The organism is Paenibacillus sp. EPM92 (assembly GCF_016586185.1).
GTDB lineage: Bacteria > Bacillota > Bacilli > Paenibacillales > NBRC-103111 > Paenibacillus_G > Paenibacillus_G validus.
Window position 1 is genome coordinate 1 of the sequence record NZ_BCPS01000023.1, and the last position, 25659, is coordinate 25659.

Genomic DNA, 25659 nt, shown 5'->3' on the forward strand with positions numbered 1-25659 from the left:
CGTACAACAGTCCCCTCGTCAGCTTATTTCGTTGCCTGCTGGTGAGTCTGCCGTATGCAAACCCTGACATTCAAATTCCGGTCGGAGGCATCCCGTCCCTCTTGCAAAAAGTCCGCCTGCTTCCGCAGACGGACTTGTTTCGCGGCCTGCCTGCCTTCATGCAGGCGGGTCGGTTAAGTTTCGTTGTCCCCTAGCTGTATCGAGAGATCAATTCTTTCAATTTAGACGCGACCGTTTGCGCACCGTAACGCAGCTCGCTGCCCGGAATCGTCAAGCGGACGAAGCTCTCATCCAGCCCCAGCTCTTCGGCAAACATGCCGCGTAAGCCTCTTGCCCGGCGGTCGATTTGGAGGAACAGCTCCAAGTCGCCGCCTTTCGGGAAGAAGAGCACCTCCAGCTCATCAAGCTTCCCGCGGAAATGCGTCGTCGGCACGAATTCGAACTCCTGCACGAACGGCAGTCTTCCGCCGAGGCGCGGCGCATATTCGTTCTCCACCTCGCGCAAGCGGAAGCCGAGTACATCCAGCGCGTCCAGTACCGTTTGCATCTCCTGGCTCGGCGTCACTTGAATATAATCGCGGTCGGTCGGGTTGACAGCCATCTCGATATCCAATCCGGTTTCGACCCATACCGGCGCGTTGCGCAGCGTAACCGGGGTTTGCTCCGGCAAGCGGAAGCTGAACGGAATTTCTTTGCGCTCATCCGGCCGCAGCAGGAACGCGTCCGTCAGCAGAAACTTGCCGATTTCGGCTTCCCGTGTAACTTTATGGTCGTTTTCCTCTTTGACGTAGCTTGTTTTGATATACAAATAAATACGGTCGACCTGCTGCTCCGTGCTCCCGCCCTGTACGCGAACGACCCCGCTGATTGCACCGCCCACACTCACCTGCGACGAATCCAATTCCGTATCCACCTTGGCGGATCCAATTCCTACGCTTGCCAGCATTTTCTTAAAAAAAGACATCGAGCAAAGCCTCCTCATCGTATATATCGAACGGCTGCCGCATGGACTGCCGATGGCCAATCTTAAACGTTCATACGAGCCACCCAAAAGTTGGTTTCACCCTTTGCGGCAGACTGTGCGCTTACACTTTTTCCAGACGCGGTATCCTTTGCGAACCGAATTCAACAAAAAATCGGGAAACTCCACACGCCGCACCCAAGGAAAATAAAAGCGATAGTAGGCGCGCTTCAGATCGTCCCACATCTCGCACGGCTCTTCTTTCAAAAAATCCGAAACGTCGACCACTTTCCCCCGGCCGTCCTGCAGCATCACATTTTTCCCATGTACATCGTGGGGATTCAGCCCTTGCTTGCGCGCATATTTCAACGCTTCGTCGATATCCTCGATCACTTGTCTTGGAATCGGGATCCCCCGGCGCATGCAGTTATACAACGTGATGCCCGTCAACCGGCGCAGCACCAGATACCCGGCCCCCGCATGCAGGCATTCCGAGTACGCCGGATGCCGGCCCAGCCGCCGGTACACTTCCGCTTCCTCTTCCAGCCCCGGACGCCCCGGCGCATATACTTTCACTACCCAATCGGGCCAAGCCGGATGCAGCAGCACAGCCGCGTAATTACCGACGCCAAGCGTCCGCCAAGGTCCGGGCACCTCATACACGGTGACCGGTTCATGCTCCCGCTCGCTCGCAATGCGCAGCCCGGGGAGCAGCTCCTGCTCAATGCACTCGATCAAGGCCGCATGCTGCATCCGGTTGTCCTGTTCTCCCGCACGTATGCGTTTGCCCTCCTTCATAAGCGTACGCGTCTTCCTTTCCCGCCAATCCGCCTGGCGCCGTTACACGAATATCGTTCCTGCTCATTGTATCATACGTGCGAAATCAGCGGCAGTATGAAATCGGTGTATGGCCCATCGGATAACGCCCAAGCCCCTTTGTCGAACACGGTTGTAAGCGCAACCAACATTTCGGAGGTGCCTCGCGATAAGACCAAAGACCGTTCGGTTCGCCTTGTCCTGACAAAAAGCCGCCGCGGCGCAAAGCCGCGGCGGCGGTCTCTTGGTCGATGACGGCGGCGGTACGCCGAAGCCTCAGGATTGCGAAGGCTTCACGCTTTGGAGCGCCGCTTGGTCCTCTGCGAGCGACTCTTGCGCCAGCTGCATCGGCTGCTCTGCGTGCTCATGGCCGACGGCTTGCGCAATGGAGCGCTGCGCTTTGTCGACAGCCGTCTCGGCCTGCTCGATCATCTGCGCGGTCGGATGGGACTGGGCTTGCGTGACGGCATGGTGAGCTTTCTCCACTGAATTTTGCGCTTGGGAAATCGGATTTTGCGATTGTAAGCTGGAATCGTATCTGGACATCTCACACGCCTCCTTTCCACATTAATCGCTGTTAATGTGGGACAATCGGCGGTGTTTTATGCGAGCTATGGAACAATCTGCGCTAGATGCATATGCGTTCCACGACAAATTCTGCATCTTCTCCCACCCCGCCCACCAGTGCGGAGCCGCGGGAATGCTGCCAGGGCAGCCCGACATAGTACAGTCCCGGATGGGCGCCGATCCCTCGCTTATGTACCGGAAGCCCCTGCGCATCCACGGCGCCCGGGATGCGGATCCAGGCGAAGTCCGGCCGAAAGCCCGTCGCCCAGACCACGTTCGCCGCGCGCTGCTCCGATCCGTCCTCGAACCGGATGATGTCGCCTTCGGCGCTGACGGTTCGAGGCATTAAGCGCACGTTCCCTCGCTTGAGACAGCGGGCAAGCTCTCGGCCGAATATGGGATCCTTCCGCTTCCGAAGCCAGTTCCCGATCCTCGAGTCCCGCGGTGCTCCCAGAATGCCGAGGGCGTCCATCCAGCCGAATACGCTTCGGCCGAGCACATCAAGCGGTATAAACTTGAGCGCGTGCGCCGCAGAGAATGCGACTTCTCGTCCGGATGCTGCGAGCTCCACGGCAATTTGGGCCCCGGAGTTGCCTCCGCCGACAACCAGCGCCGGCCCTGGCTGCAGCTGCTCCGGACGCCGGTAGACGCTGGAATGCAGCTGCACAACCGAGGCGGACAGTCCGCCCGCCAGCGGCGGCACGGCAGGTCGTTGAAAGGGCCCCGTCGCCACAACCACCTGATTGGCGGTAATTATGCCTTGATCGGTACGGATCTGATAGCGGGCGCCGGCGGTCTCAAGCGCTTGTACGGAGGTGCCAAGCTGAACCGGAAGGTCGAAGTCCGTCACATACGCCTGCAAATAATCGGCGATCTCGTCCTTCGAAGGGTAACCGTTCGGGTCCCCCTCCAAGCTTCTTCCCGGCAGGGCGCTGTACCATCGCGGCGTAAACAGCACGAGCGAATCATACCGATAACGCCACGCATCGCCGACCGCTTCGTTACGATCGATGCAAAGGAACGATATACCCCTTTTTTTTAAATAATAGGCAACTGCAAGTCCAGCTTGACCTGCTCCAATGACAGCCACATCCACCGACTTATTCATGCATGACCGCTCCTTCTTCTATGCTGCGTTATACCTTCAACTCTTCGTGTCGAATGGTCGAGTTTTCAATCTGAATCGTCGCATGCCCGATGCCGAACCGCTGCTCAATGAGTTGTATGGCCTGCTGCAGAATATGCTGGCCGTCCGCCTGATCCTCGACGACCATATGGCAGCTCAACGAATCGAGCCCAGAAGTAATCGTCCAGACGTGCAGGTCATGGACGTCGATAACGCCGGCAATGCCTTGCAGCGCCTGCTGAACGTCCGGCAAACGGATCCGCGAGGGCGTACCCTCCATCAAGATGTGCACCGTTTGGTTGATGACGCCCCAGGCGCCTTTCAAAATGAGCAGCGCGACGACGACGCTGATGATCGGATCGGCCGCGTACCAGCCGAACGCCCACATCACGAGCCCGGCGACGATCGCTCCGACCGACCCGAGCGCATCGCCGAGAATGTGCAGATAGGCGCTGCGCAAGTTCACATTCTCGTGCACGTTTCCCTTGCGCATCAGCGCCAGGGCGCTTAGTAAATTGGCGAGGAGGCCGATCGCGGCGATGCCCATCATCGTGCCGCTGGCGACCTGGGGCGGATCGAGGAGGCGTTCGTACGCTTCCCACATAATAATGCCGGCAATGACGAACAAGGTTACCCCGTTGAACAGCGCCGCCAAAATTTCAAAGCGATAAAAGCCGAATGTCTTCGCCGGGGAAGCCGGCTTGGCCGCGAAGCCGATAGCGATCAAGCTTAAGACAAGCGAGCTCGCGTCGCTCAACATATGCCCCGAATCGGACAATAGCGCCAAGCTGCCCGTCCACAAGCCGCCGAAAAACTCCAGCAGCATAATGCCGGCCGTAATTATCAGCGCGATGGTCAACCCTTGCTTATTGCCTTCGCGCCCGTGGTCATGGTGGCCGCCGATACCGTGGTGGTGACCGTGGTGATGGCCGCCGCCGTGGGCATGCCCGTGAGCGTGACTTTTCTCGTGCCGATGGTCGTGATTGTGTGCGTGATCGTTGTTGTGTTCATGCTTGTGTTCATGGTTGTGTTCGTGATCCTGATCGTGTTTACACGCTTGATCGTTTGTATGATGGCCTTCCGGATCGTGACGGTGTTTCCCGTTAGCGTCTTCCTCCTGCCGGCACCCGTCGTTCGTTTTGCCGCTCGTCCCTCCGGACCGAGGAGAATGCTCATTGCCCATAAGATCAGCCTCCCTTGCTCCGTAGCTTCTGGTCACAGCATATGCAGAATCATTACCACTACATATGAGCATGTATTCATATATTATGATAAGAGGATATGGCTTCCCTGTCAAGATATACCTTCACATCCACGCTTGCAAAGAAGTATCCAGCTCCTCGCGCATGGATTCGGATCAAGTATTAAAAAATAGAAGTGGAGGTGCATCCTATGAAATCTACCCGTCTGTCCCTGCTGGCTTTGCTCATGGCCGCTGTCCTTGTTCCGGAGCGGGCCGAGGCGACCCGCATACTTGAACCTTTCTTGCCGTCGTCCGTATCCGTAAGCCAGGAGCCGTCCTATGCGAAGTGGAGCCGCTTGGCCGTTCAGGAGGCTCAGAAGCGGCAATATCGCGTACTCGATTACCGGTACATCGGCCTCAAAGAACTGTCGCCTTACGCCGCGGAGCAGCAATTCAAACTGTGGGTGCAACAAAACGAAGAGCCGTTCTCCCTCTACGTCACCGTTCGCTACAACCCGAAAAGCGACAAGCTCATTCGGATCTCCACCAAAGAATCGCATCCTTAAGACGGCGGCATGCCCAATAGCCTGGCCATGGGCCAGGTTATTGGGCGTCTATGGAAGTCGCTCGCTCATTGACATGCACGGGCACACCTAAAACAAATCGAGCTGGCGCGGCGCAAGCGGCTCGGTCGGCATGCCGAGCAGCCGCATCAACTCCAACGCATTATGCGCGGCGTCTCCGCCGGAATTGTTGTTGAAGATGACGCAAATTTCCTTCGTCTGCTGCTGCAGACCGGTCAGATGCGCCTTCCACTCAAGCAGCTCGGACTCGCTGTAACGGTACAAATACCGCACTTCCCGCCAGTTTGGACCGCCGCCCTGATTCCAGTTGGCCGCGTTCCGGCCGTGCATCCGAACGATCGTCAGCGCGTCGTCGGTCGGCTGCAGCACCGTCGGGATGGACCCCACGCCGGCTTGAGGCTCGTCGCAAATACTATGGACCCAGCCTTCCTTCTTCATGAAGGCAAGCGTCTTCTCGCGCATGTCCGCCGTAAACCAGCTTTGATGGCGGAACTCCAGCGCCAGCGGGAGATCGCCCATCAGTCTTTTCGCTTGCCGGAGCAGCTCTACGTTCGTTCGCGTACAATCAAACCACGGGGGATACTGGAACAGCACGCAGGTCAGCTTACCCGCTTCGACCACCGGTCTTATCGATTCGCAGAAGGCGCGGAACATCGATGCCGCGTCCGGGTAAGGGATGCTGCCCCTCGCGTGTCCCGTCATTCCTTGATACGCCTTGATAACGAACGTGAAGTCGGGAGGCGTATCACCGACCCAGCGCGCAAACTGGTCCGGCGATTGAACCGCATAGAACGAGCTGTCCACTTCGACGGTCCGGAAATAGCGGCTGTATACTTTTAGCTTATCCCGCGCTGCGGCGCCCTGTTCGTACAGCACGTCATGGTCGCCCCAGCCTGCAAGTCCGATTCGTATCATCGTTTCGCTCCTTTCCAAGGGCCCGCCCTCCGGTAACGGGACCGCCGTAATTAGCCGAATTCATCCGTCGCGTCATAACTTCTTCCTGCTCATATCGACGCTTGGGACCGATTCCATGTTCAGCGCATCCGGCTCCGCGCTATTTCGTAGTACTCTGGTAAGCAAAGGAGTGTGTATGTATCATGACGACCGATCCGATCCAGCCCTACCCGCATACCCCGGAATCCCGAGAAGCGCTGCTCGCCATGCTGAACGATATCGAGACTTGGGAGAAGAGCCAGAAAGACCTGTGGTTTTGGGAAAAAATCGGGCGCTTGCCCTTTCAGCTGCTCGACCGCTTAACGCCCCAAGCCATCCAGAAGAAACTGGCCCAGGCGATGGACGAAGTCGGCAGCTACGTGCAGAGCGGAGGCCGGTATCTCGTGTCGGAGAGCGGGGTTCTGAGCCGGCTTCAGGAAGAGCTTGCAGCATCCGATGAGGCTCGCGGAGAGGCGAAGGAAGCGCCGCTCACGCTCGCGGACGTTCCCGGCCTGCCGCTTGCGGTCATGAACCGCGCCGCGGCGAGCCTCACGCACAACCGCATAAAGCTGGCGACCGCGCAGGGCGCGACTACCGGCTTCGGCGGCCTGTTCACGCTTGCCATCGATATTCCCGCCATCCTCGGGCTGTCGCTCAAGACCATCCAGGAAGTAGCCATGGTATACGGCTATGATCCGAAGGAGAAACCGGAGCGCGTTTTCGTCATCAAATGCTTGCAGTTCGCTTCCGCCGACATCGTCGGCAAAAAAGCGGTGCTCGAGGAGCTTGCCGACTACGGCAACGAAAGCCGCAAGCCCGAATCGCTCTCGCAGCTGCAGGGCTGGCGCGAGGTGGTCGCCGCCTACCGTGACAACTTCGGCTGGAAGAAGCTGTTCCAGCTCGTTCCGATCGCGGGCATGCTGTTCGGCGCGGTGCTCAACCGCAGCACCCTGCAGGACGTCGCAGAGGCGGCCACGATGCTGTACCGCAAGCGGCGCATACTGGAAAGGCTGCGGCAGCAACAATAACGATGATCTAGGACCGTCCGGACACCTGCCCGCGGACGGTCCTTCTCCGGTTGCGCAGCGGCCCCGCTGAAGGGCGGCAGAAGGCTCATGGATACTTTCAAATCGCGTACAGCCGTTCCGCTATGACCACGCGTCATCGTCCCTCCACTTGTGCGGCTTACATCATCCCCCCGCCCTCGCCCCGCACCGCCTTACTCCTGCGCGGCATACACCGCCGTCCGCTCCTGCGCCCATTCCGCGAACAAGCGATAATCGACTTCCACTTGATGCGCGTAAGCCATCGACCAGTCGGCCGCATAATCGCAGAACGCCTCCACATCGTTCCCGATCGCAGCCGCGATCTCGTCCTCGCTGTGATAACGCATCAGCCCATGGTCCACATCCGCGTCCGCCCGGGCGTGCAGCTTCGCGGTGATCCGCCCCATGCAGTCCAGCACATCGAAGAGCTCGTCGGCGTTAGCCAGCTTCTCAGCCTTCAGCTTCTTCTTATACGGCGATCGCTCGCGCGCGTAGAAGTGCCTGTCGTTCATCGTCATATACCCGAGGAACGGATCGGCTTCATGGTGCATCGCCTGCTGCGTCATCGTCACCCGCTTGCCCTGATGGCCGAAATAAGCCCAGAACGCCTCATGATACGGCAGAAAATAAGCCGGGACCGGTGTGCGCACTTCCTTCACCTCGATGACGTGATCGTCTGGAGCATGCTCGCCGCCTTCCCCTTCGATCAACACGTAGTACCGGTCGAGCCCGATGGAAGCTGTCCCGGAGCCATGCTTAAGCGCCACATCCTTGATCGCGTAATAGCCATCCGGCCGCTTGACTTGCTCGCTGAGCGTCTGCAGGTAGCCGGGCCAAGCCGACTCCAGCATCCGGCGCTCCTCCGCGGTCGGAGCCACAAGCTCCGCGGATTTCGTGAAGCGGCGGGCGGAACGCGTCAATGTCGTAATGCCCTCCAGAAATTGCGAGGCCGCCCGCTTTTCCGACTTTTTCAACAGCTTGCGAATCGGGCCATGCGTATGCTCCTTATCGAAAACGAGCGTACGCGGATCTTCCTTCCGTTTGGCAAACCGCCGAATCTGCTTGTCGTATGCGCCCGCATAACGGACAATCGCTTCGTGCTCCTCTGCGGGCGTCAACCCCTTCATCCGGCATACGAGCGAGATGCTCACGGACATCCGCAATATATCGTACAGGTACGAGCCCAGGTACCCTTCGTCAAAATCGTTCACATCGTAAACAAACCGGCCGTGCTCGCTGCGGAATACGCCGAAATTTTCAAAATGCAGGTCGCCTTGTATCCATGTCGGACGATCGGCGGGCGTATGATAAGGGAACCACTCCCGGGTCGTATCGAAATAAAACAGGTAAGCGCTGCCGCGAAAAAAAGAAAAGGCGCTGCCCGCCATTTTGGCGTACTTTTGCCGGCGCCCCGCCTCTCCTATTTGCATCAACTGTCCGTCAAATTCGTCGAATACCCGCTGCAGCATATCTTTGCGCAGCCGCCCGTGCGTCTCTTGAACGCGAGCGATCAATCGTTCAATCGTCATGAATAGGCTCCCCTCCGTTTCAGGCTATCGTAGCCGATGCTTCATCCTGGTGTCAATGCAATGCGGCAATGCCGTCTCATGCTCGCAACCCCCGGATCCACGCATCCAGCCCCTGACCGGCGGCTTCCCGCCCACACCTACGAAACCGCCGGTGCTCCCGGCGGTTTCTGGCCTTACATAGCAGACCACAGATTCCGAATTGCTTCTTCAATCGTATCCGTCAGGCGGTTGACGCTGGCGGTCAGCCGCTTCAGCTCGTCGCCTGCCGAAGCCAGTACGCCGGTTTGCTCGCGCAGTGCCCCTGTTTGCTCCTGCACGGCACGGCCGACGCCGTCCATGCTGCCGGCCACCGCCCACAGGGCGGCGACGACCCCTGCGATCCCCAGCAAAGCGACAAGCAGCCACAGCCAGCCATGCCGGTACCACGGCTTCCGGTAGGTTTGGCTGCGGATCGGAAGCGGGGCGTACGGGTGCGACGGTCGTCTCGTCTCGTGAAAATAGGTTGAATCCGGATGCCTCTCATATTCGAATGGCAGGTCTTCCTTGCCGGGCTGCCCGTTCGGTGTTTTATTCATAGTCAAGCGAATCCCTCCTCGGTAATAGCGTTCGCAACGGTACTGGAGTGTTAAACCGTTCGCAGGCCTCCTCCGTTTTTCAGGGGATGTGATGGAAAATTCAGGATTTCCTTTTTCCGTTTCACAAACCACGATTAGCCGGTACTCTTCATTTACCGCGTTGATTTTCATAGAAACCGGTTTCATCCGGATTCATACGGAAAAACATTATAATTGCCGCCGATTTTGTGTATTATAAGTAGTAATAGTTTTGGCATTTTTTCAGAGAAAGGTTGATACCACCGTGGAGACTACGAAACCGGCATCTGCTTCATCCACTAATTTCATTAAACAAATTGTGGCCGACGACCTGAAAACGGGGAAAGTCAGCGAAGTCGTCACCCGCTTCCCGCCGGAGCCTAACGGCTACCTGCATATCGGTCACGCCAAGTCGATCTGTTTGAACTTCGAGCTGGCCGACGAATTCGGCGGTCGGACGCATTTGCGTTTTGACGATACGAACCCGTTGAAGGAAGACACCGAGTATGTCGAATCGATCAAGGAAGATGTGAAATGGCTCGGCTTTGATTGGGAGAAGCTGTTTTTTGCTTCCGACTTTTTCGAGGAAATGTACGACCGGGCGGTACTGCTCATCAAGAAGGGCAAAGCCTATGTCTGCGATCTGACGGCGGATCAAATCCGGGAAACGCGCGGAACGCTGACCGAGCCCGGCCAAGAAAGTCCGTTCCGCAACCGCAGCGTGGAAGAAAACCTCGACCTGTTCCAGCGGATGCGCAGCGGGGAGTTCCCGAACGGCCAGAAGGTGCTGCGCGCCAAGATCGATATGTCCTCCCCGAACATCAATATGCGCGACCCGGTGCTGTACCGCATCTCCCATGCGCAGCATCATAATACCGGCGACAAGTGGTGCATTTATCCGATGTACGATTATGCTCACCCGCTGGAGGATGCGATCGAAGGCGTCACACATTCCATCTGTACGCTTGAGTTTGCCGACCACCGGCCTTTATACGATTGGGTCATCCGTGAATGCGAAATGGAGTGCGTCCCGCAGCAATACGAGTTCGGCCGCCTGAACATTACGAATACGGTCATGAGCAAAAGAAAGCTGAAGCTCCTCGTCGACGAGAAGGTTGTGGACGGCTGGGACGATCCCCGGATGCCGACGATCTCCGGCTTGCGCCGCAAAGGATACACGCCGGAAGCGATTCGCGAATTTTGCCGCGAGATCGGCGTCGTGAAGAGCAACAGCACCGTTGACGAGAAGATGCTCGAGCATTTCATCCGCGAGGACTTGAAGCTGAAGGCTCCCCGTACCATGGCTGTGCTGAACCCGCTGAAGGTGGTCATCACCAACTACCCGGAAGGGCAGACGGAAATGCTGGAGGCGGAAATTAACTCGGAGAACGAAGCGATGGGCGTTCGCCATATTCCGTTCTCGCGTGAAATTTATATCGAGCAGGACGATTTTATGGAGGAACCGGTGAAAGGCTACCACCGCCTGTTCCCGGGAAATGAAGTGCGCCTGAAGCACGCTTATTTCATCAAATGCGAGGAAGTCGTGAAGGATGCGGCGGGCCATGTGATCGAGCTGCGCTGTACGTACGATCCGGCAACGAAAAGCGGCAGCGGCTTTACCGGCCGCAAAGTGAAGGGCACGATTCATTGGGTCGAGGCCACGCAAGCGCGCCCGGCCGAATTCCGCCTGTACGAGCCGCTTATTTCCGATGCAACGGCCGGGGAAAGCGACGACTTCCTAAGCAACCTGAACCCGAACTCGCTGGAGACGGTGCACGGATTCGTGGAAGACAACATGAAGGATGCGAAGGCCCATGACAAGTTCCAATTTTTCCGCCACGGCTACTTCAATGTCGATTCGAAGCACTCGGACGCAAACAAGCTCGTGTTCAACCGGATCGTCTCGCTGAAAAGTTCCTTCGATGTGAAGGGCAAATAATTTTTAACAAAACTTAATGCGTTGTTCCCCTTTCTGCGAAAGGGTTCCGGGCGTTCTTATGGAAGGTAAACAAGCAGGGATCTTCACCAATCGTTCCATGAAACGGGAGAGTGGATTGCATGTTTATTCAGAGCATTTCCGCCTTTGAACAAGAATGGAAGCACGAGAGCGCCTCAACCTTGAAAATATTCCGTGCGCTGACGGACGCCTCGCTTGCACAGGAAGTAGCTCCGGGACACCGCAAGCTCGGTGAACTCGCCTGGCACATCGTGACGACGCTCCAGGAGATGATGTCGAGAACCGGCCTGAAGTTCGAATCACCGGACGAACACACGCCCCAGCCTTCGTCCGCCCAGGCGATCGCCGACGCTTACGAGCGGGCGAGCCAAGCGCTGCTTGAAGCGGTGCTCGGGCAATGGACAGACGCCTCGCTGCAGGAGCAGGTCAATCTGTACGGCGAACCGTGGCCGAACGGGGTGACGCTGCACATTCTCGTCAACCACGAGGTGCATCACCGCGCGCAGATGACCGTCCTGATGCGTCAAGCCGGCTTGAAGGTGCCAGGCGTTTACGGGCCTGCGAAGGAAGAATGGCAGCCGGCTGCGCAGTAAGCCGTGCTTCCGGGTAAGGAAAACTTGCAAATCACCAAAAAAACCAGCGCCGTTCCTCGGGAATCGGCGCTGGTTTTTTGGGTTGAGTCAACGGCAGTACACCGCACGCGTCGCAAGAAAGCGGCGGGCATGGGCTTTCGCCCTTGCAAGCGGTGCCGTCCCGACGCAGCCGAGACACGGCCCGCTGCGCCGTCCTTCTCAGGAGACGCCCGCATCTCCGGGCCGCCGCCGGCGCATGCGGTTCGCTTCGCGAACCGCCAGCCATCCGGCTAAAGCCAGCGACAGCACGCCGTACCACAGCACCATCTGCCGCAGCCCGATCGTGTCGAGCAGCAGGCCGGTGCTGAGCAGCACGGCTTGAAACATGACGCGGTCGAGCATACTGCGGAACGAGAAGAAGCGGCCGTGGTACGCTTGGGGGACGTCCCGTTGAAACAACGTCGCAGCCGCAGGAAAGAAGCCGCCCACCGCGAAGCCGAATACACCGAAAGCGAGCAACGACCACAGCTTCACATGCGCGAATACAAGCAGCAGCTCGGCTCCGGCGACGAACAGCGCGAACAGGAACAACCGGCTAAGAAGCGAACCTTTCCGGGCGAAGCGTTTCACCAGAAAGCCGGTGAGAATGATGCTGGTGCCTTCAACGGCGTACAGCCAGCTTTTGACCCCGGGATCGTGCTGCAGCTCGCTGATATTGATGACCATCAGGTTGAAGCCGCCGATAAACACCGTCGGGATGATCGTCAGCAGCAGCACCGTCAAGACCGTCGGCTGCGTGCGCAGCAGCGGTACGATCGCTTTAAAACCGCGCTCAGCCGGACCTTCCGCCCGTTCGTCCATGGCTTCAGCCTCCCGCTTCCCTGGACCCGCCGGAATCCCGTACTCCGCCGCTGCCGGCGTGTCCCGCTCGCGCACCTGCAGGAAGAAGGTAGAGACGAGCAGCAGCGCATATGCGGCCATCGCCAGCATGTACAGTCCATACAACGACATGACCGACAGCAGAAGTCCCGCCAGTGTCGTGCCCAGAATACGCGCCAGTGTGCCGGCATTCATATGCACGCCGTTCAGCGCCAGCAGATCCCGATCCGTCACGATCAGCGGAATAACGGACTGCAGCGCGGGGAAATAAAACGCCGCCGAGGCCTGCAGCGACACGAAGAACACGACCATCCAGCCGATCGACTCCTGCTGCAGGGCGATGAACATGAAGCAGACGCTGAGCATGCGGCCTGCACTTGCGTACAGTAGCACCCGTTTCTTCGAGACGGTATCGATCACCCGACCGGCCAGAGGGCCGAACGCGACGCCCGCCAGCAGCCCTGCAATCAAGATCAACGATTTCACAAAATCCGAAGGCACCCGCTGCTGCATAAACTCGAGATTGGCAATAATCGACATCCATAAGCCGAGTCCTGCGATAAATTCCCCTGTGAGCACGATCCATACGTTCCGGTTTCTCCACATGATATGTTCATCCGCCCTTCCATGACTGCCCGACCGCAAGTCTGTACGTCCTAGGGTACCATAAACTCCGCTCCGCAAAAAAGCCCCGACCCGCCGTTTACGCCAGGTAGGGACTTCCATGTCAAAAGGGATGCTTTGAAGAACGCTTCATGTCGCTATGAATTTTCTCTGTCGCCACGACCTGCTCCTCCGCCAGCCGCTTCACGACGGCATTGCGCTCTGCTAATAAGCGGCGCATGTACCGCTCCAGAAACCATGCGTCCGCCAACCAACCGAGCGGGCCGCAAGGCGACGTATAGTCGAACGTATCCGTCATCCGCGTCCCCTCTGCCTCGGGCATAAACGTATGCTCGTGGTAAAATCGCGCAAACGCCCCCTTCACCATCTCGTCGACGAACCGGTGCGGCTTGTCCATCTCTGTAATCTTAGCCGTCAATTGCTGACGCACGCCGAAGTGGACGGCCTCCCACGTCACGGTTTCGCCGAGCTCGATCAAACCGCTCGTCCTCCCGCCGATTGCCCGTTCTTGCGACCCCGACATAGACAGCATATGAACATCGATGCTGCGTGCCAAATCGAAGCAAAGCTCAGGTGGGGCTTCGATAAACAATTCCATCCGAATGACCGGCATTCCCCTTGCCACCTCTTTTCCTTTCTTACCCGGCGTAAGGCGGAAGCCTGAAGGCGGCGATCCAGACGCACACCCGGCCCTCGTCTCCCCCGCGCCGGCTCGCGATAACGAAACGCCCTCCTCCTGACCGATCGGCCGACGGAAGAGGGCGCTTGCTCATTTCATATATTTAGACTCGACTTTTTTGCCAAGCAGCCACAAGAGACCGAACACGCCCAAAATAAGCGCGATTTTCCAAGGCTGCTTAAGAACGTCGGCCAAGTCGTTGCCCGCCAGCGAAACCAGAAAAATCATGACCCCTTTACCTAAGGCGGTCGCCGTGAAGAACGTATGGAATGGCATCCGCGATAACGCCGACACGACGGTGACGACAGCCGACGGCGTAAACGGGAAACAGGCAAGCAAGAACACCGAGGAAAAGCCGTGCTTCTCCAGCCAATGAATCAACTGGCCCGTTCTCGGCAGCTTCCGTTCCAACAGCCCGCGCAGCCGGCCTCCGAACGTCCGCACGACAGCAAATACACAGGACGCTCCGCCTACAACCCCAATCCACGAAAGCAGCACCCCTTCGCCCAATCCGTAAGCGTTGACATTGGCAATCAAGATCGCGACGAGCGGCAGCACCGGGAAAAACGACTCGACAAGCGGCGCCAGGATGCCCGGAATCGGACCGAGCGCCTCGTACTGCTTCAACCACCCCTGAATATCTTCCCATGTCAGCGCGGATATCGCTTGCGTCCACTCCATGCCCGTTACACGACCACCTTCTGCTTGTACTACTTTACAATATAGCCGAAATTCGCGCCGAATCAAAGAGGCGGGATGTTGCCCGGACAGGGCGTCACGTCAGGGTCAGCCGCCGGATCGACTCGGTCCAGGCGGTCTTCCGGCTTATGAGAGTACGCCTGCCGTAAACCGCCGTTCGCCGCCCCGAATACAGGCTTGGCACGAATGCCGCGCACGGAGCGACTGCTCTGCCGCGTGAATCAGAGCTTCTCCGCGCTGAAGGCGAAGCCGCATGCGGCAGCGCCTGCCATGGGCGGTCCGGACACGCCTTCAGCATGCGCCAGACTCCCTTCCCGGGCACCCGCTCAGCTCGGCCGGTCCTGCAAACGCAGCTGCTGCGAAGCGAATTCGCGGTACAGCGGGTGCGAGGCGAACAGCTCGTCGTGCGTCCCGACGCCGGTGACCGTCCCCTTCTCGACAAAAACGATTCGATCGGCGTCAATGACCGTAGACAGCCGATGCGCGATCACGAGCGTCGTTCGGCCCCGCATCAAATTGTGCAACGCCTGCTGCACCACGATCTCCGACTTGCTGTCGAGGCTCGACGTCGCTTCGTCGAGCATCAAAATTTGCGGGTCGCGCAGCAGCGCGCGAGCGATCGCGATACGCTGGCGCTGGCCCCCCGACAGCTTGAGGCCGCGCTCTCCGACCTCCGTCTCGTAGCCGCCGGGCAGCTGGCCGATAAACTCGTCGGCATACGCCATCTGCGCTGCCCGGTCGAGCTCCGCCGGCGTCACTTCCCGATCCAGCCCGTAGCTTATATTCTCGCGAATCGTTCCCTCCACAAGCGGACTCTCTTGCGAGACGTACCCGATCCGGCTGCGCCACGAAGGCAGCGCGTACCGATCGATCGGAACCTCGCCCAGCTTAATCGTCCCCCCAGTCGGGCTGTAGAATCGCTCCAGCAGCGAGAACAGCGTCGTCTTGCCGCTCCCGCTCGGACCTACGATGGCTGTAACCTTGCCTGGCTCCGCCGTGAACGTCACCTGTTTAAGCACAGCTTCGCCGCCCTTGTAAGCGAATGACACGCCTTCCAGCACGATCGGCAGGTCGGCTCTTTCAAGCGGAAGCCCCAAGACGGACTCCTCTTCCGCCTCAAGCGTCTCGATGATGCGTTCGGTCGCCCCTTTCGCCTTCTGGAACTGTGTGAAAAACTGCGTAATCTGCGTCGTAGGCAGCACGATTTGGAACAAATACAGCAGGAAGGCCACCAGCGCTCCCGCCGTCAGCGCGCCGGACGATACCCGAAGGCCGCCGTAACCGATGATCAGCACGAACATCAGCATCATGACAAAGGACATGACCGGCGCGATCCCGGCCTGCACCTTACCTTCGCGGATGCCGTAACGGAGCAGCTTCAATATGCCGCTGCTCCCGTTCTCAAACTCCCGCGTTTCCGCGTTAGAGGCTTTCACCAAGCGAATTTCCGACAGCACGCGGGTCAGTACGGACGTGAAATCGGCCGTCTCATCCTGCAGCCCTTTGGAAATTTTGTACATTTGCCGGCCCAGCGGCACCAGGACGGCGGAAGCGAGCGGAATCGCGATGAGCAGGAGCAGCGTCATTTTCCAATCCAGATAGAACAGCATCACGAGCGAGCCGACAATGGAGATGATGCCCGTGAAAAAGTTGGCCGAGTGCTCGGTGATCAGCCCCTTCAATACCCCGGTGTCGTTGGTCATACGGCTGATCGTTTCGCCCGTCTGGTGTTCGTCGTAGTAGGAAACAGGCAGCTTGAGCAGCTTCTGCCACAACCGGTGCCGCAGATTGGAGACGATTTGCTGGCCGATCCGGCTGAGCAAATACGTGGAAATGCCGGCTGTAACCGCCTGCGCGATGAAAGCAAGACCGATGCCGGCCATTTGCACGGCATTCAGGTTCGCGAGCGAGAAGTTATCGACTACATGCTTCGTCAGCAGGGGAATCACGAGTCCCGAGAGCGTCGTGACGAGATTGAGCGAAAGCGCCAGCGCGAGCAGCGTCTTGGACGGCTTCGTCTGTAGAATAAGCCGGACGAACGGGTTCCAGCCGGCTGTCGATGGAGAGGTTTCTTGTGTCATATAAAGGAAATTCCTCCTTCAGATCGGGTGCTGAATGGTGCGGCGCTCTTAGTTCGCCCGATGCTTCCAGTGTACCAGTGCGGCGTGAACGATATATGAACAAGGTGTGCCGTCTGTCCGGCAATCGGCAGCAGACTGTGCGCGGGCGCGGGTGGGTAAATGCTACTCCCTAGCATGCCATACTCACGGTCGAAACACAAAACGCACGAACGTGCTTCTGCTTGTCCCTGATTCTAATCTTATATTGCCATCCGCCCCTAAATGTCCCATACTAGAGTTACTTATGAAATTAAAGTGGAGGTGCTGCTTTATGCAAATAGACGTCTACTCCGATATGGTGTGCCCTTGGTGCCGGATCGGCAAGCAAAACTTAAAGGACGCTTTGGCCGCATGGTCCGGCGGCAAGGAAGCGACGATTCGCGTCCGCTCGTTCCAGCTTGATCCGTCGCTGCCGCCCGAAGGACTTCCCTTCCACGACGCGATGGGCAAAAAGATGGGCGGTCCCGCCGGGGTAGCGCAGGTGACGGAGCGCGTCACGCAAGCGGGCGCGGCGGTGGGCGTCACCTTCCGCTTCGATCGGGTGACCCGGATGCCCAGCACGCTGCTGGCGCATCGGCTCGTCGCGCTGCTGCCGGAGGATCGGCAAGCTGCGCTCGTAGACGGGATCATGAAGGCCTACTTCGAGGATGGCCAGGATATCGCGCAGCTGGAGGTGCTGCTGGCTATCGCCGCAGCCCAGGGACATGCCCCCGAAACGCTGCGCAGCCGCCTGGAGCAAGGCGAAGGCGCCGAGCGGGTGAACGCCGATCAGGAAGAAGCGGCTCGCATCGGCGTTACCGGCGTTCCCTTCTTCGTGTTCGATAACAAGTACGCGCTCTCCGGCGCTTATCCCGCTGAGCAAATGATCAAGGTGATGGAGCAAATCGTCTCCGAAGCGCAAGGCTAAGCCGTTAGCCAGGCGCAGCCGTAAAACAAAAAAGCAGCCGTCGTTCCCGAAGGGAGGCTGCTTTTTTCCGTTATGAAAATCAAATCCCTTGTTCTGGCCGGCGATGCGCTAGCCCAAAATTTTGGAGATCGCTTCGCCTACCCGATCTTTCTGAAACGGCTTCACGATAAAATCCCTCGCCCCTGCTTGAATGGCCTGCAGAACCATCCCTTGCTGCCCCATTGCCGAGCACATGATGATTTTGGCGCCAGCGTCTATGCTCTTAATGTTCTTAACGGCTTCGATCCCGTCCATATCGGGCATTGTAATATCCATCGTCACCAGATCCGGGCGAAACTTCTCATAAGCCGCAATGGCTTCTATGCCGTTCTGCGCTTCGGCCACCACCTGGTGCCCGAACTCGGTTATCATCTGCTTCAGCATCATGCGCATGAAAGCTGCGTCATCCACGATCATAATGTTAGCCATCCGTTGTCTGCTCCTTCGAAATTAAAATGAACTGCCGATCAACAGCAGCCGGCAATCATGAGCGTAGGGTTGTCGGCTAATGAAACTTCTTGTCCCGTCGTCAGGTAGCGAACGACCGGCCGCTGCATATGATCGGTGATTTTCGTCACGATCGCGTTATCGCCGGTTTGCATCCGAATTTTCGTTCCTGGCGGGTACGAGGGAACGGCTCTTACGAAAGCCTTGACCACATCCGCGTTATAGTTGATGCTGCTCGTAGCCATGATGCGTTCCATCGCATCGTGAGGAGCCGCATCCTGCACCGAGATCAGGTTCTCGTACAGATTGCACACGCCGCAAATTTGCGCATACTCGTGAAAGGTTGCCCCGGAGATGCCGCGCGGGTATCCATGGCCGTCGAGGGTTTCATGATGTTGATACGCAATATGCGCCGACAGCAGACTGAATTCGCGAATGCCGCGGATCAGGTTGAAACCGGCCTCGGGATGCCCCGTCTCTTGTTGCGCCGTCACTTTGCCGATATCGTGAAGCAAACAGCCTACCGCCAAATCGCGAAGCATCAGGTCGTTGTAACCGAGCGCCTTGCCGACCTGGAGCGCCAGCAAAGCCACGTTGACGGCATGAGCGTAAGGCTTCAGCTCTTCCGCAAGCGTTCTCGAAGGCACCGGGATGACGACCGGCCGGCTTTGAACTTCTCTGATCAGACGGCTGACGCCTGTCAGCACATTTCGGATGGGAAAAGCTTTTTTCGCCTTGACGGCGGCATAAGCCTCCTGCACGTTGTCGATGACATCCATCCAGGTGGGCATGTCCATCATTTCTTCCAAGGTGATCCCCTTGGACTCGGCGTCCTCAATGATCAATTGCTTGATGCCGACCTGGATCAGCTTCTCCAGATACCTCGGATGAATGGTGTTGTTGGCCGCAAGCAGCATGCGCCGCTTGTTGTCGTATACGGGCTGAGCCAGCATCATGGCTTGTTCGTTGTATTCGGTAATCGGGATAAATCTCATCAAGCTCACTTCCCTTTTCATCAAAGTCGATTGGTTTGTCCGATGCGCCGCCGTTGAAGTTCCTTACCGCTGCTCCTCGTTACTCGACCTTCAAAAAAGAAACTACCTCAGCCAAATATCAGGTAGTTTGTCGCGATCTAGCCTCGATGGCAGCCCAGCCGTCATAGCTTCCGCATTAGACCTGTGGCTTTGCGTCCTTATCTTTCAATAAGTTTGCCTTTACATAGGTTGTTAGAACTAATTTCCATATAAACTCTTAGCTCAGCATAGCACATACGAACTAATATTGTAAATAATGATCACTTTTTGTCGAACAAAAAAACCGCCCGAAGCGTCGGACGGTCCTGCCGTATAAAACTTATGCGTTCGCACTTTTGGTTTTTCTGCCTGGAGTCACGAATTATGTTGCGTTTCTGGCAATCGCCGGGTCAGGTATACTGCACCAAGTGGCTTACCATTTGGTCGACGAGGCTCTCGTGCACAGCGGCGTTGTTCATCAGCGGTTGGCGGGTGCGGATGAAGAAGCAGTTTTTCTTCGGGCGGTCCCGGTTCAGGCTCCGCCAGTGATGCTCCAGCTCCGCGCAGCGATCCTCCGAATCGGCAATATCGACCAGGAACACCACATGGTCGCTGTCAAGCTCGGACAGCTCCTGCACCGAAGCGACATCGAGAAAGCTCATGTTCCGGACAAGTGCCGGTGGCGTCACCTGCAGATCGTCGTAGAACAAATCTTTCATCTTCCGCATCTGCATGCCGAATACGCGAAACCCCAGACCCGAAGCGTTGACAAGCAGCACCGACTCGTCCCCGAGCCGTTTGCGCACCAGATAACGCGCATTCTCCGTCTTCACTTCGAAATAGGACAGCCAACGCTCGGCTACCGTCGATATGTCGAGCGCCCGGCTAATATCGAGCAGGCGTTCTTTCCAGGAATAACGCTTCCAGTCGAGCATGACGACCGGAGCGATGCGGGACAAGGCGCGATGCACATCATCCGTTACCGGCGGGATGAAGATGAACTCCGGCGCCTCCTCCGCTACCTTGCGCAGTCCCTCCTCCGGAGCTTCCCACCACCCGCGTTCCAGAACGAGATGGGGAGTAATGCCGAGCACGGACAGATCTCCGAGGAAGATCGGCGCCAGACAGGCGATCTTCCTTCTCGCCGACAACGCATATTCTGTCGGAGACATCCCCATATGCTTCTTGAACAACCGGCTGAAATAGTACTCGTCCGGATACCCGACCGAATGCGCCACATCAAGGATCGGCAGCGAGGAATCCGCGAGCAGCGACAAGGACATGTCGAGCCTGATTTTCGTCATGTATTTGTGCGGACTCAGCCCTGTATGGCGGCGGAACGCCTGATAAAACCGGCTCGATCCGACCCCCGACAAACGCGCGATCTCCTCCATATCGAAAGGATTGTTATACCGCTCCACCATATACTGACGTGTCTGCTCGACGTAATCCAGCAGCTCCGCCTCCGGCTGTTTCGGCTTTTGAATTGTCGTCATGTAGGCCGCGGCTAATCCGTACAGATGTGATTGCAGCTGATAATAATGAGCCGCGTCGTCGCCGGAGTCTCCGATGAAATCTTGAATCCAGCTCCGAACTTGAGGAATGCGGAAGCGGATCAGCTCCAGACGTTCCGCGAATATCGGCAGCGGTGAAGCCGGTAAGACGTGGAGCTTCTTCGGCACGCATTGGAAGCGGATGACGACCAGAGCGGCCGTATGATTGGCCGACAAGTTATCGAACGTGCATGCGCTGCCCGGAGGAATGAGGAACAAATCGCCGCCGAGCACGTTGCCCGAAAGCCGCTGACCGCGAGCGCGCAGCGTGACGCGAATCTTATCCTGCTGTACGAAGCCGAAGGCGTATTCGTCCCCTGTCGAGACATCCGCTTGCGAACGGCATGGGATTTTCAACTCTTCCGTGCTCATATATTCGAACAAAAGCTGGTGCAGTTGGGTGCTGTCGTACAACATTCTGCATTCACATCCTTCCGCGTACATAGAAAATAGTAGTGATAATAAAAATCATTGTCAACAAGCTGCTAAATGTTACCTGGAGGGGCAGAAGACATGGATCACGATCGGCACGACAGTTCGAAGCGAAAAGCAATCCCCTCCCTGGCCCCTCGGCCTCAGGCAGGCAAGGAACGCTTCTGCCCCGCTTCCGGCTCCCTATGTGTTATGATTGATCATACCTACGCTCGAACAAGGAGACGATGCCGATGCGATGGAAGGCCCCTGTGTGCCTTGTTCCTTATCCTAGGGTCAGCGATGCTCGGAGGGTGCAGCGTGACACACTCCGTGTCTACCCCTGCCGTGAAGGAGCTGCGCCAAGAGCTGCAGCAGCTGAGTCCATCGGTGCAGCGCGTTCACGTTGCATTCACGCGCCCCAACCTGACCATCCGGGCCGACACGGCAGGGTTGCCGGACCCGGCTGTGCTCGAAGCGATGCTTGAGCGGGTGAAAGCTTTCGCCACTGTCGAGCACGTCAACGAAGCCGCCCGTTCCGTGAAGTGGGAGCTGGAAGTGTCCTACGTTCACTTCACGGTGAACAGCGACGGCAACGCGGAGACGGCGGAAGCCGCCTACTTCGCCCGCTATTTCCGAACGTCCGACGCCTCCGACGATTCCCCGGACAACATCGAAGCCTATCGGACCTGGTACGAAATGAAGAAGCCGTAAGCGGAGCACGATGAAATCGGCTTCGCTTACGGCTGGCTGCGGGGCTCGCCCCCGTCAAACAGTAAAGCTTATTTGCCCAAGAACGAATTTAACATCCAAACGTGCTTCTCAAGCGCCGAGTGAATACCGAGCAGCAAATCGCCCGTCGTCTCGTCCTGAATCGATTCGGCGTATTCCATGCCCAGCTTCAATTCGCCGATAATCAGGCTGAAATCGTTCACGATCACCTCCACCATCTGTTCGGCCGATTCCTCTCCGGCGGCTTCCCGGACCGATGCGATTTCCAGACTCCCCGTCATCGTTGCGACCGGCTTGCCCCCTAAGGCGAGTAACCGCTCGGCCAGTGCGTCGACGTGCAGCCCAGCTTCTGTGTACAGTTCCTCGAACTTCGTATGCAGCGTAAAAAATTGCGGACCCTTCACATACCAATGATAGTTGTGCAGCTTTACATACAGCACCGTCCAGTTGGCAATTTGTTTGTTGATCATATCCGTCAGTTGGTTTCTCATTTAAAATTCCTCCTCTTATTTTTCAAATCGGCTTCTTAGATCGCAATGCCTCGCTCCGGCCGCTGCAGGACGGCACATGCCTTACAGGTACCCGTTACTTCCAGGAAAATACTGTGCGCCTGAAACCCCGGACTCACCTCGATGGACGGCAGGGACAGCGCCCCCGTATAATCCGTCACCCTTCCGCATCGGACACAATACAGATGATGATGCGGAAGCACGTTCGTGTCGTAACGGGCGATTCCGGTTTGACGTACATAAAACTCCTTCAATAAGCCCAAATCGCGCAGCACCCGCATATTTTTGTAAATCGTCGTAATGCTGACGACCCTAGGATAATCGGCATAAATGGCTTCATATAATTCCTCGGCCGAAGGATGGGACAACCTGGCATACAGGTAATCCAAGATGAGTTCACGCTGCGCCGTCATCCGGATACCGGATGCTTTCAAGCGCTCGACCGCTTCTTCGATCGTCACGTTCATGGTATCCCGCCTTTCCATTCGCAATTGCTGTTACCCTCCCGGTGTCATACGGCTTTCCGATATCGATACCCCGTTCGTCGGCCAATGGCACACTTTATCCCGAATCGGCCCGGTAGAAATTACAGTGATCTGCAGCAGGCGAGCCTTGATTCGAAGTTAGTCCAGGTTGTTGCGTGTTCATGGTTCCAACCTCCTTTTGTATTTAGACTCAGTCTAAATCTATAAATTGATAATACCATCGAATACCCGTCCGTTCATGAAGGAAAGATGATGTTTTCATGAAGATAGGATGAAGATCCTGCTAACAAGCGTTAGCGGACGATTACTCGTCCGCCAACCGGTAGCCGACACCGCGTACGGTGACAATATAGATCGGAGCCGCGGCGGGATCGCCGAGCTTTTTACGCAAGCTTTTGACATGCACGTCGACGACGTTGCTGCCGCCGAAATATTGACTGCCCCAGACGCGATCCATAATTTCCTCGCGGGTGAGAACGGCTCCGCCCTCCTGCATCAGCAGAAGCAGCAGCTCGAACTCTGTTTTCGTGACTTCGACGCGCTTGCCGCCGCGGGAAAGCGTCATCTTCTTCGGATCGAGGGTCAAATCCTTAAACGTGTAGACGGTGCTGTTACCATTAGCGGTTGCAACCGGCGTCGTCACGGCTTCGGCTTGCGCCGCCGACAGCAGCTCCTCCACCCACTGTACGGCATCGGAAAGCGGCATCGGCCAAACGATCGTTTCGGCATTGGCCAAATCCGCAGCCGGCGCATTCTCCTGCACGAGCCACAGGAAGCGCGCGCGGATGCGCGTATCGGCGACGGCCGCCTGCAGCTCGGCCAGCTCGCCCGCTTCCGCAGCCGCGGCGGCGTCAATGACGACCAGCTCAAGCGGCAGTCCGTCCATGACGGCCGGATCGAAGCGGTGAAAGACGAGCACATCCAGGCACCGCGCCGTCAGTTCGCCAACCAGTCCGCGCAGCCTCTCGGGGAACAGACTGATGACCGCAACCCGCTGCGTTTCGCTGCAATAAGCGCCAATGGCTGTTTCGACGGGTCGCCCCATCTTTTCTGCCGCTTGGCCCGGTGATTTGAACCCCGGATGCCCGATGTCCAGCGACGCCCGCTTTATGAATGAATTGTCGATTTTCTGCATGTCGGACACACCCCTTCGAACACCACGTGCGAATGATCGACCAAGTACGCCGTTTCCTGCTCGACCGCCTGAACCCAGGCGGCAGGCGTCTGGGCTAACACTTCATCGACGCGGCCGCATCGCTTGCATAAGATATGATGATGATCGTCGGTCCGGGCGTCATATCGGCTGGCCGCTTCCCCGAGCTTCAGCTCGCGAATCAACCCCATATCGGACAAATAGCGCAGGGAGTTATATACGGTGCCGTAAGCAAAGTTATGGCCTTTGTCACGCAGCCGTTCGATCACCTCCGCCGCCGTCGGGTGATCGTCGCTATGCTGCAATATATCATAGATCGCTTTACGCTGCGTCGTTAAATTGAGCTTGGTCATTAGCGTTCATTCCCTCTGATTATATTTAGATTTAGTATAAATCCATAGTGGAATAAGGTCAATACACACCCGGCCGCGCGTGCCCCACCACTGGCGCCGAACGCTGATCGCAGCGGCAGAAAGGCCATGCCCCATCAAGTCCGATCGACTTGAGAGCATGGCCTTTCTGCCGCGCATTTACTAGCGGGCACCCGCCGGACGGGCGCTGATGGTTTGCGGGCTTCTCTGCTTCACCTTCCGCCAATGAACCCGGGTCGAGGCCGGCAGATCTGCTAGCCTCTTGACTTTCTGTAATACATATAGGACCCGAGATAAGGGACGATCGTCGTCAAAGCGATGAGTCCGATGAAGAAACCGAATTTCACAGCGTCTGGCAGGAAAACGCTTAGCAGCAGAAGTACGCCGCCTGCCACAAATACTCTGCCGCTCAAATAGTGGGTTTTACGCCAAACCTCTTCGCTCGCAAGCGTCCAGGGGGTGCGGACGCCCATGAAATAATTCGTTTTGAACCGCGGCATATAGTTGCCCAGGACGATGAACACAATTCCTGCAAACGGCAGCGCAACATAGTTCATATTGAAGGTGAATCCGTATCCGTAAGCAATTGTAAAGGCATGCAGCACCAGCAGCCCGATCATAATCACATTCCGGATCACATTCACCGAAGACTGGAATTTGCCGTAGTTTTCTTTCTTCGGATCCAATTTCGGCAAATACGTAAGCAAGCTGTGGACAACGATCAAAATGCCAGGGACGAGAAACAAAGCAACCGCCTTGTGCGCATAGTTGTCCGGCTGTCCGTCAACGCCCCAATGAATCGGCATGAGATCCGGCCTCGACGGATACAGAACAATGCCGGCAACAATAGACGCCGCAAGAAGCAGCCAAATAAACCATGGTTTATTCATGATGATCCTTCCCTTCCGGTAGTTGTTGGAATTGCAGCACCCATTTCAACAAATCTTGAAATACCGTCGTGTTCAGCGAGTAGTAAATATGCTGGCCTTCACGTTCGTCCCGGACCAGATCCGCTTGCTTCAATAAACTCAGATGGTGGGAGATGCTCGGTTTCGTCATCTGAAATTGATTGGCGATCTCGCCGGCCGTCAAATCCTTTTCCTTCAGCAGGTCGAGAATTTTCCTTCGAGTCGGGTCGGATAACGCTTTAAAGGCTTGATTGATCGACATC

The 25659-nt window shown here is 57.2% G+C and carries 29 protein-coding genes and 1 riboswitch; of the genes, 7 read left to right on the forward strand and 22 right to left on the reverse strand.

Translation table 11 applies throughout. The annotated features are described in order from the left end of the window. On the forward strand, window positions 1–194 hold a 194-nt coding region (locus JMF85_RS27935; protein ID WP_236595726.1), incomplete at its 5' end, for a hypothetical protein. On the opposite strand, the gene JMF85_RS03650 is transcribed toward JMF85_RS27935, so the two are convergent. From JMF85_RS03650 to JMF85_RS03670, 5 genes are all read right to left on the reverse strand, one after another. Next, window positions 191–964, reverse strand: coding sequence for a sporulation protein (locus tag JMF85_RS03650; RefSeq protein WP_127605108.1), 774 nt, complete (start codon window positions 962–964; stop codon window positions 191–193). The two genes, JMF85_RS27935 and JMF85_RS03650, sit on opposite strands and share 4 nt — an antisense overlap. Window positions 965–1060: 96 nt before the next feature. After that, complete coding sequence (locus JMF85_RS03655) at window positions 1061–1759, reverse strand: serine/threonine protein kinase (RefSeq protein WP_372814180.1); 699 nt, start codon at window positions 1757–1759, stop codon at window positions 1061–1063. Between the two features lie 294 nt (window positions 1760–2053). Next, entirely contained in the window at window positions 2054–2323 is a 270-nt protein-coding gene (locus JMF85_RS03660; protein ID WP_054798306.1) for a hypothetical protein, read from the reverse strand. 82 nt (window positions 2324–2405) lie between these two features. Further along, window positions 2406–3452 carry a flavin-containing monooxygenase gene (locus tag JMF85_RS03665; protein WP_201317765.1) on the reverse strand — a complete coding sequence of 349 codons (1047 nt, stop codon included), beginning with the start codon at window positions 3450–3452 and terminating at the stop codon, window positions 2406–2408. 28 nt (window positions 3453–3480) lie between these two features. After that, a complete protein-coding gene (locus JMF85_RS03670) occupies window positions 3481–4653 on the reverse strand; it encodes a cation diffusion facilitator family transporter (RefSeq protein WP_201317766.1) in 1173 nt (390 codons plus the stop codon). 209 nt (window positions 4654–4862) lie between these two features. Between JMF85_RS03670 and JMF85_RS03675 the strand changes: the two genes are divergently transcribed. Next, the gene (locus JMF85_RS03675; RefSeq protein ID WP_201317767.1) at window positions 4863–5219 is read left to right on the forward strand and encodes a DUF3889 domain-containing protein; all 357 of its coding nucleotides are present in this window, start codon (window positions 4863–4865) and stop codon (window positions 5217–5219) included. A gap of 87 nt (window positions 5220–5306) precedes the next feature. Here JMF85_RS03675 and JMF85_RS03680 read toward each other — a convergent pair whose 3' ends face one another. Next, the gene (locus JMF85_RS03680) at window positions 5307–6152 is read right to left on the reverse strand and encodes a DUF72 domain-containing protein (RefSeq protein WP_201317811.1); all 846 of its coding nucleotides are present in this window, start codon (window positions 6150–6152) and stop codon (window positions 5307–5309) included. A gap of 182 nt (window positions 6153–6334) precedes the next feature. On the opposite strand from JMF85_RS03680, the gene JMF85_RS03685 reads away from it, so the two are divergent. Then, entirely contained in the window at window positions 6335–7198 is an 864-nt protein-coding gene (locus JMF85_RS03685) for an EcsC family protein (RefSeq protein WP_141334816.1), read from the forward strand. Window positions 7199–7389: 191 nt separating this feature from the next. Here the strand turns inward: JMF85_RS03685 and JMF85_RS03690 are convergent, their stop codons facing one another. Continuing rightward, window positions 7390–8745, reverse strand: coding sequence for a DUF2252 domain-containing protein (locus JMF85_RS03690; protein WP_201317768.1), 1356 nt, complete (start codon window positions 8743–8745; stop codon window positions 7390–7392). Between the two features lie 173 nt (window positions 8746–8918). Next, window positions 8919–9326, reverse strand: coding sequence for a hypothetical protein (locus JMF85_RS03695; RefSeq protein ID WP_201317769.1), 408 nt, complete (start codon window positions 9324–9326; stop codon window positions 8919–8921). A gap of 277 nt (window positions 9327–9603) precedes the next feature. Here JMF85_RS03695 and JMF85_RS03700 point away from each other — a divergent pair, with 277 nt between their 5' ends. Together JMF85_RS03700 and JMF85_RS03705 are read left to right on the forward strand one after the other, a co-directional pair. Beyond that, window positions 9604–11277, forward strand: coding sequence for a glutamine--tRNA ligase/YqeY domain fusion protein (locus tag JMF85_RS03700; protein WP_127605120.1), 1674 nt, complete (start codon window positions 9604–9606; stop codon window positions 11275–11277). 119 nt (window positions 11278–11396) lie between these two features. Next, window positions 11397–11888: a DinB family protein gene (locus JMF85_RS03705; protein WP_127605122.1), complete on the forward strand. Its 492-nt coding sequence runs from the start codon at window positions 11397–11399 to the stop codon at window positions 11886–11888. 198 nt (window positions 11889–12086) lie between these two features. Here the strand turns inward: JMF85_RS03705 and JMF85_RS03710 are convergent, their stop codons facing one another. The 5 genes from JMF85_RS03710 to JMF85_RS03730 all read right to left on the reverse strand — a co-directional run bounded on the left by JMF85_RS03710 (window position 12087) and on the right by JMF85_RS03730 (window position 16829). Continuing rightward, window positions 12087–13352: an MFS transporter gene (locus JMF85_RS03710; protein WP_201317770.1), complete on the reverse strand. Its 1266-nt coding sequence runs from the start codon at window positions 13350–13352 to the stop codon at window positions 12087–12089. A gap of 121 nt (window positions 13353–13473) precedes the next feature. Then, the gene (locus tag JMF85_RS03715; protein WP_054800345.1) at window positions 13474–13983 is read right to left on the reverse strand and encodes an SRPBCC family protein; all 510 of its coding nucleotides are present in this window, start codon (window positions 13981–13983) and stop codon (window positions 13474–13476) included. A 156-nt stretch (window positions 13984–14139) separates the two neighbouring features. Next, on the reverse strand, window positions 14140–14730 hold the full coding sequence (locus tag JMF85_RS03720) for a TVP38/TMEM64 family protein (RefSeq protein ID WP_201317771.1): 591 nt from the start codon (window positions 14728–14730) through the stop codon (window positions 14140–14142). 62 nt (window positions 14731–14792) lie between these two features. Next, window positions 14793–14945: a hypothetical protein gene (locus tag JMF85_RS03725; protein ID WP_201317772.1), complete on the reverse strand. Its 153-nt coding sequence runs from the start codon at window positions 14943–14945 to the stop codon at window positions 14793–14795. A gap of 129 nt (window positions 14946–15074) precedes the next feature. Continuing rightward, window positions 15075–16829 (reverse strand): ABC transporter ATP-binding protein, encoded by a 1755-nt coding sequence (locus tag JMF85_RS03730; protein WP_201317773.1) that lies wholly within the window; start codon window positions 16827–16829, stop codon window positions 15075–15077. Window positions 16830–17139: 310 nt separating this feature from the next. Between JMF85_RS03730 and JMF85_RS03735 the strand changes: the two genes are divergently transcribed. Beyond that, window positions 17140–17775 carry a DsbA family oxidoreductase gene (locus tag JMF85_RS03735; protein ID WP_054798311.1) on the forward strand — a complete coding sequence of 212 codons (636 nt, stop codon included), beginning with the start codon at window positions 17140–17142 and terminating at the stop codon, window positions 17773–17775. Between the two features lie 108 nt (window positions 17776–17883). On the opposite strand, the gene JMF85_RS03740 is transcribed toward JMF85_RS03735, so the two are convergent. The 3 genes from JMF85_RS03740 to JMF85_RS03750 all read right to left on the reverse strand — a co-directional run bounded on the left by JMF85_RS03740 (window position 17884) and on the right by JMF85_RS03750 (window position 21244). Next, window positions 17884–18243 carry a response regulator gene (locus JMF85_RS03740; RefSeq protein ID WP_054798312.1) on the reverse strand — a complete coding sequence of 120 codons (360 nt, stop codon included), beginning with the start codon at window positions 18241–18243 and terminating at the stop codon, window positions 17884–17886. A 38-nt stretch (window positions 18244–18281) separates the two neighbouring features. Further along, a complete protein-coding gene (locus tag JMF85_RS03745) occupies window positions 18282–19256 on the reverse strand; it encodes an HD-GYP domain-containing protein (protein WP_127605134.1) in 975 nt (324 codons plus the stop codon). A 145-nt stretch (window positions 19257–19401) separates the two neighbouring features. Next, window positions 19402–19484: riboswitch (cyclic di-GMP riboswitch) on the reverse strand. A gap of 200 nt (window positions 19485–19684) precedes the next feature. Continuing rightward, the gene (locus JMF85_RS03750; protein WP_201317774.1) at window positions 19685–21244 is read right to left on the reverse strand and encodes an AraC family transcriptional regulator; all 1560 of its coding nucleotides are present in this window, start codon (window positions 21242–21244) and stop codon (window positions 19685–19687) included. A 315-nt stretch (window positions 21245–21559) separates the two neighbouring features. On the opposite strand from JMF85_RS03750, the gene JMF85_RS03755 reads away from it, so the two are divergent. After that, window positions 21560–21952, forward strand: coding sequence for a hypothetical protein (locus tag JMF85_RS03755; RefSeq protein ID WP_201317775.1), 393 nt, complete (start codon window positions 21560–21562; stop codon window positions 21950–21952). 68 nt (window positions 21953–22020) lie between these two features. On the opposite strand, the gene JMF85_RS03760 is transcribed toward JMF85_RS03755, so the two are convergent. The 6 genes from JMF85_RS03760 to JMF85_RS03785 form a co-directional block, all read right to left on the reverse strand. Further along, the gene (locus JMF85_RS03760; protein WP_127605140.1) at window positions 22021–22461 is read right to left on the reverse strand and encodes a Dps family protein; all 441 of its coding nucleotides are present in this window, start codon (window positions 22459–22461) and stop codon (window positions 22021–22023) included. A gap of 35 nt (window positions 22462–22496) precedes the next feature. Then, complete coding sequence (locus JMF85_RS03765; RefSeq protein WP_164751723.1) at window positions 22497–22946, reverse strand: Fur family transcriptional regulator; 450 nt, start codon at window positions 22944–22946, stop codon at window positions 22497–22499. 322 nt (window positions 22947–23268) lie between these two features. Next, complete coding sequence (locus JMF85_RS03770; protein WP_127605144.1) at window positions 23269–24099, reverse strand: winged helix-turn-helix domain-containing protein; 831 nt, start codon at window positions 24097–24099, stop codon at window positions 23269–23271. Then, window positions 24072–24470 carry a Fur family transcriptional regulator gene (locus JMF85_RS03775; protein ID WP_054798516.1) on the reverse strand — a complete coding sequence of 133 codons (399 nt, stop codon included), beginning with the start codon at window positions 24468–24470 and terminating at the stop codon, window positions 24072–24074. The genes JMF85_RS03770 and JMF85_RS03775 overlap by 28 nt, the downstream gene beginning before the upstream one ends. Window positions 24471–24742: 272 nt before the next feature. Then, entirely contained in the window at window positions 24743–25378 is a 636-nt protein-coding gene (locus JMF85_RS03780; RefSeq protein WP_054798515.1) for an SdpI family protein, read from the reverse strand. After that, the gene (locus JMF85_RS03785) at window positions 25371–25652 is read right to left on the reverse strand and encodes an autorepressor SdpR family transcription factor (protein ID WP_174817556.1); all 282 of its coding nucleotides are present in this window, start codon (window positions 25650–25652) and stop codon (window positions 25371–25373) included. The genes JMF85_RS03780 and JMF85_RS03785 overlap by 8 nt, the downstream gene beginning before the upstream one ends. Window positions 25653–25659 lie beyond the last annotated feature (7 nt).